Consider the following 4,567-nt stretch of genomic DNA (forward strand, 5'->3'; position numbering starts at 1 on the left):
GGTAATAGACTGTAATGAGATAACACGCACCTGTTTCAGGATTCTGTGAAACAACCACATGTATCGCTTTGCTGTTTACCCAGCCAAGCCGTAGTTGGCTGGGGTAGGGACGATCATCTGGATAATCAATTAGCATCACCCCTGTTCGAAGCACTGCTGCCACTTCCTGCTCTGTCAAGCCACGCTCAAACATTCGTCTGAGGGCGTGGCCTGTATAAGTAATTGAAGTACAGTAGGGCATCCCTGTCACCTTGGACACTCAGTCCAGCAGTTTGATCAACTCCACACCCTGGGGCAGATGTGCATCATCAATCAAGACTTGGTAATCACTGAAGTCTCTGGCTGGTCCTTCAGTAACCCTCTGCACTTTCACCAGATCAAACAGTTTACGTGCTGGAGCATTACCTAACTCAGAGTCGTGCTTAAACACATAGAGTGCGCAAGGGGACATTTCCCCACGGCTGGCAGAACGGTCATGATCCAGCATGTTGACCAGCGCATCCCAGAACAGTTTCAGGTCATCTTCACTAAAGCCTGTTTGTTTAGCCAGATTGGCAGAAACAAAACCGTGGCAGCGATAAAGGCCATAGGGAATGGTGAATTTGCGTCCCATGGTTCGGTTGTCACCACTCTGCTGCTCGGCTTCCTTTTCGGTGGTAACGGCCATACGGGTGATGCTGTGTTCAGCACTGACTACTGGATCAATACTGCGGGCAAAGTTGATCTGAATCGGGCCGCGCACCTGACCGGTATTGATCTCGGTGGACATGACAGCACCAAAGGTACGGATATCAAAAAAGTTTTTGCACATCCACTGGGTTACGTTTCTGGCATCTTCTTCTTTTTTAGGCAGCTTTTTCGACTCGGGCTTTAAGTCCAGTGCTTCATAAGCTCGCTGGTTGTTCCGATTCAGAACTGCCTTTTCTTTAATGTAGATTTCATAGGGCGGCGTTTCTTCCTTCACCAGACCCACATAATTACGCACCTTGCGCTTGAGGCAAACATCCGTTACCAGACCTTGGCCTGTTTCGGCATCCACACGGGGTAGATTGCCCGCATCCGGGTCACCGTTGGGGTTGCCGTCTTTCACATCAAACAGATAAACGAATTCATAGCGATTGTTCAGGCTCATGCTTCAGCTCCTTCAGTATTTTCCTTGGAAGTGTCGGTTTCTTTTTTAGCAAAAAGTGCTTGGCGTTGGTGGTAATAACCTATGGCGAAAAGTCCCTGATTTTCGAGATTCAGGTGGGCAGGAAAATCTTTAATATCCGCCATGATTTCGGCAATACGTTTTTCAGAATTCACACGCTGTCCTTGATGAGGAAGCTTTTTCAGGTGGTGAGCATGAAGCCGCATCAGCGTGCCGAAAACAGCCTTGGGGGTGCAACTGGCACTACTGTAATAACGATCACGAATGGTGGCATTTAGACCGGGGTTGGCATCGGTTTGCAGCTTTTCCAGAACTGCAAACAGACAGCCCAGCCGATAACCAATCCGTTTTTCTTCAGGGTTGTAAGCCATGGTGATTTCCTTGTTACTGGTTTGCTGATAGCGGTACAAACGGTTGAGGTAACCTTTGATCAAACTGGCGCGATAGAAAGTGATTTTTCCTTGCTCAGCCTTAATGCGTTTAGTCACTGCTTGCAGAATACTGGCTGGTAGAGGTAACCCCATTAAAATGCTGCGAATGGTTTCCCCGACCAGATGCGGAGGAAGGTTTTCATCCTTGTGCAGTAGTGCGGTGGAACGCAGCAAAGGTTTCAGAGGCGGGTAATGAAAATCCCACGCAGTGATCTCTATATCCTTGAACCACTGTGCCAAGCGCTCGCTGAACTCGGCAACTGTTCCCACTTGCCAGAAACGCACGGCAATGCGGGCCGCATTGGGTGACAGGCCGAGCAAGTAGAACCTCTCTCTGCCTTCACCTTTAAGAAAAGCCCCGGTGTGAAGACTGTCAAAAAGCTGCTGAACGGCACGAGTACCCTGTTCCGGGTCATCCTTGGGTGTATCGTTAAAGAAAGACTGAAAGTTGGTTTCCAATGGGTTTTCCCCCGTTGACCACCAGACCACATATGTCTCATTCATTCGTAGGTATTGTGAACTGTTACTTCGGATCAGTTGGCTTAATGCTGTGGTGTACTTGATTGCAGCAACTTCACCCACAGGTGCATTAGCTCCCTGCTCTTTTCCCCACGAACTGAATGAGTTTTTGTTAAAAGAAACAATATCTGTAGCTGCCTTGGCAGGTCCCCAAAGTCCTTTAATCTGTGGGTGCAAACGGGCAATCTTGGTTGTTTCGCCGGTAACCAGACAAGTACCCTCTTGATTTTCATTATCCAGAGGTTGTTGTCTGATCCATTGCTGAACCTGAGCAGACTGGCACACCAGATGATTTTCACTACTTAACTGAAAAGTCAGGTTGCAACCGGAAATTTTCAGGCAATCCTGAAACTCTGAGGCTTGCCGGACCTTTTCTTTTTCCAATTCGCTGTGCAAGAACGCATGAACCGCCTGAACACCAGGATCATCTGGAATTTCCTGGTGGAGCTGATCGACTAGGCCAACAAAGGCCTGGTGCTGGTTGGCAGCCATTTCGACTTCTTTTTCATTTGGCTCTGCGCCCGGCTTACTGACTTTGGGGTGATTGAGCACATAACCGAAATGATCCCAGAGGCAATAAGCCTTAACACCGACTGTGCGTTTTTGTCCCTGGGGCACCAGAAAAGTTTGAGGTGCTGGCTTGCCCTTTTCTTGAGATTCCCGTGTATCACGAAGCTGCACAAATTGGCCCTCTGGCGAGAGCACAATGACAAAAGGAATGCCTTTTTCCTCAAAACCAATTGGTGGCAGCCCCTGACCAGCAGCTTCTTTCCGGTCGTAGTATTCGCACAAGGCTTGCAGAATCATCCTCGTACCTCCTGACTGTTTCTGGAGGGAACAGTGATAATGCCGTTTTCCATCTGGGCACGAAAAAACAAAGGGTTGGGTGCTGAGGGATTGGAATAGTCGAGGTCATAAAGCATAAAGCCCAGATCACGCGTTTCTGCAATGGGCGTAATGGAGTCTGTATCTTCATTTGCCAGAGCAAAATCACAGGTGAATTCGCGACATCCCAGGTAGGGCTGGTTAAAACATTGCCCTTTTTCAGCACGACGACGAAACATGTCAGCAAACTTGGCGGCAGAATCCTCAGATCCAGCTTTATCTGTCATGCTGAACTGGGCATGAATACGGTAGCGTACATCCTTGAGTAATAAACTGGCTCTTTGTTGTCTTTGTCGCTGATCATCAGCATAGAGTCCCAGATGACCAGAGCCTTCTTTCATCGCTGTTTTTGCAGTGCTGGCAGAAATAATGGACGCCACTTCATTGCGCCGCAGATTCATCCATTTGATGGGGCTGAGTACATCAATCTGAGTTACCTGCCACTGTATGGCGGGTTTCCAGAGAATGGCTTCAAAAATGGCTCTGGCCGCTGAAGGGGTAATGACATCATAACTGACCCTCTCCACCTTCATTTCCGGGCGGGTAAAGCAGGCAAATTCTCCGCTGACCTCTAAACAAAAACCCATAAATCCTCCTAAATAACGGTGTCCTCAACGGGTAGCAAGCTATCGGGTGGTTGCACGCCCCAAATGGAATGGTAATGACTCGACAGAACCACCATCTGCCCCGCTTTTTGCTCTATCGCTCCCAGATTGAATAGCTTTTTAGCCAAGCTATCCGGCAGAGTTACGCTGTAGCGTTGCAGCTTTCGATACGCCCATTTCTGAGAAGCATCCTTTTCCAAGGCTCTCAGCCAAGCATAAACAGGGCTTTCTTCTTTACCATGCGGACAAAAGGCTACCACCACACTAACTCCAGGGTCATCAATTAAACGAAATTTACTGGCTGCTTCCCTGAATTGAATTTCCAGGGGCGCATCGGGCGAGCTTTTGGCTTGCAGCAACTGACAAATGTCTTGCTTATCACGACTACCCTGCCCATTTAGTTTAGTAAAAAACGCCTGCATAGCTTGCGGACTCAAGGGGTCAGCCAGTTGACCACTTTTTAATAATTCCAGTGTCGTTTGTGCCGCCTGGCGTAAAAATCCGGGTGGTGGCAGGCTTTCAGGCTGAAATACCATCACTCGTCCTGGTTCCGGCATTTTACCTTCTCGGTTGCAGCGACCAGCGGCCTGAGCAATGGAGTCCAATCCTGCCATGGCTCTATACACAACGGGGAAATCCACATCAACGCCGGCTTCAATCAACTGAGTGCTGATGACTCGCAGGGGCGTTGTGTCGCCCTTGTGTCGCTCAGCCAACTTCTGGCGAATAGCTTTAAGCGCTGTTGAACGATGTTCCGCACACATATTTGCCGACAAGTGGTAAGCATTACCATCATCCGGCAATAATTCATAAAGGGTTCGGGCATCCTGACGCTTATTCACAATCACCAGACAGCAGGGCTCAGTAGCAATTTCTTTAGCCAGCGTTTCCCAGCTTGTGGGTTGATCAGGATTGGTGGGGAGTTCCACGGTGACGCGCTTGAGTTTCTGGGCCAGTTCCTTCGGATCAGGGATGAT

At 49.0% G+C, this 4,567-nt stretch carries 4 protein-coding genes and 1 pseudogene; all 5 read right to left on the reverse strand.

Annotated elements, in window-relative coordinates:
* Window positions 1–241, reverse strand: a 241-nt coding sequence (locus tag IBX50_RS17440) for a DUF4258 domain-containing protein (protein ID WP_292257574.1), incomplete at its 3' end; no start/stop codon positions are given.
* An 18-nt stretch (window positions 242–259) separates the two neighbouring features.
* Window positions 260–1,132: a type I-C CRISPR-associated protein Cas7/Csd2 gene (cas7c, locus tag IBX50_RS17445; RefSeq protein ID WP_292257575.1), complete on the reverse strand. Its 873-nt coding sequence runs from the start codon at window positions 1,130–1,132 to the stop codon at window positions 260–262.
* Complete coding sequence (gene cas8c, locus IBX50_RS17450; RefSeq protein WP_292257576.1) at window positions 1,129–2,907, reverse strand: type I-C CRISPR-associated protein Cas8c/Csd1; 1,779 nt, start codon at window positions 2,905–2,907, stop codon at window positions 1,129–1,131. The genes cas7c and cas8c overlap by 4 nt, the downstream gene beginning before the upstream one ends.
* Window positions 2,904–3,572, reverse strand: a complete 669-nt coding sequence (cas5c, locus tag IBX50_RS17455) for a type I-C CRISPR-associated protein Cas5c (protein WP_292257577.1) — start codon at window positions 3,570–3,572, stop codon at window positions 2,904–2,906. Before cas5c ends, cas8c begins: the two co-directional genes overlap by 4 nt.
* An 8-nt stretch (window positions 3,573–3,580) precedes the next feature.
* A pseudogene (locus tag IBX50_RS17460) lies at window positions 3,581–4,567 on the reverse strand (CRISPR-associated helicase/endonuclease Cas3); the annotation flags it as partial.

Source organism: Marinospirillum sp., from assembly GCF_014859565.1.

Excerpts from the sequence above, each read along its gene's own strand:
- cas7c (WP_292257575.1), bottom strand. The coding sequence starts at position 1,132 with ATGAGCCTGAACAATCGCTATGAATTCGTTTATCTGTTTGATGTGAAA.
- cas5c (WP_292257577.1), bottom strand. The coding sequence starts at position 3,572 with ATGGGTTTTTGTTTAGAGGTCAGCGGAGAATTTGCCTGCTTTACCCGC.
- cas8c (WP_292257576.1), bottom strand. The coding sequence starts at position 2,907 with ATGATTCTGCAAGCCTTGTGCGAATACTACGACCGGAAAGAAGCTGCT.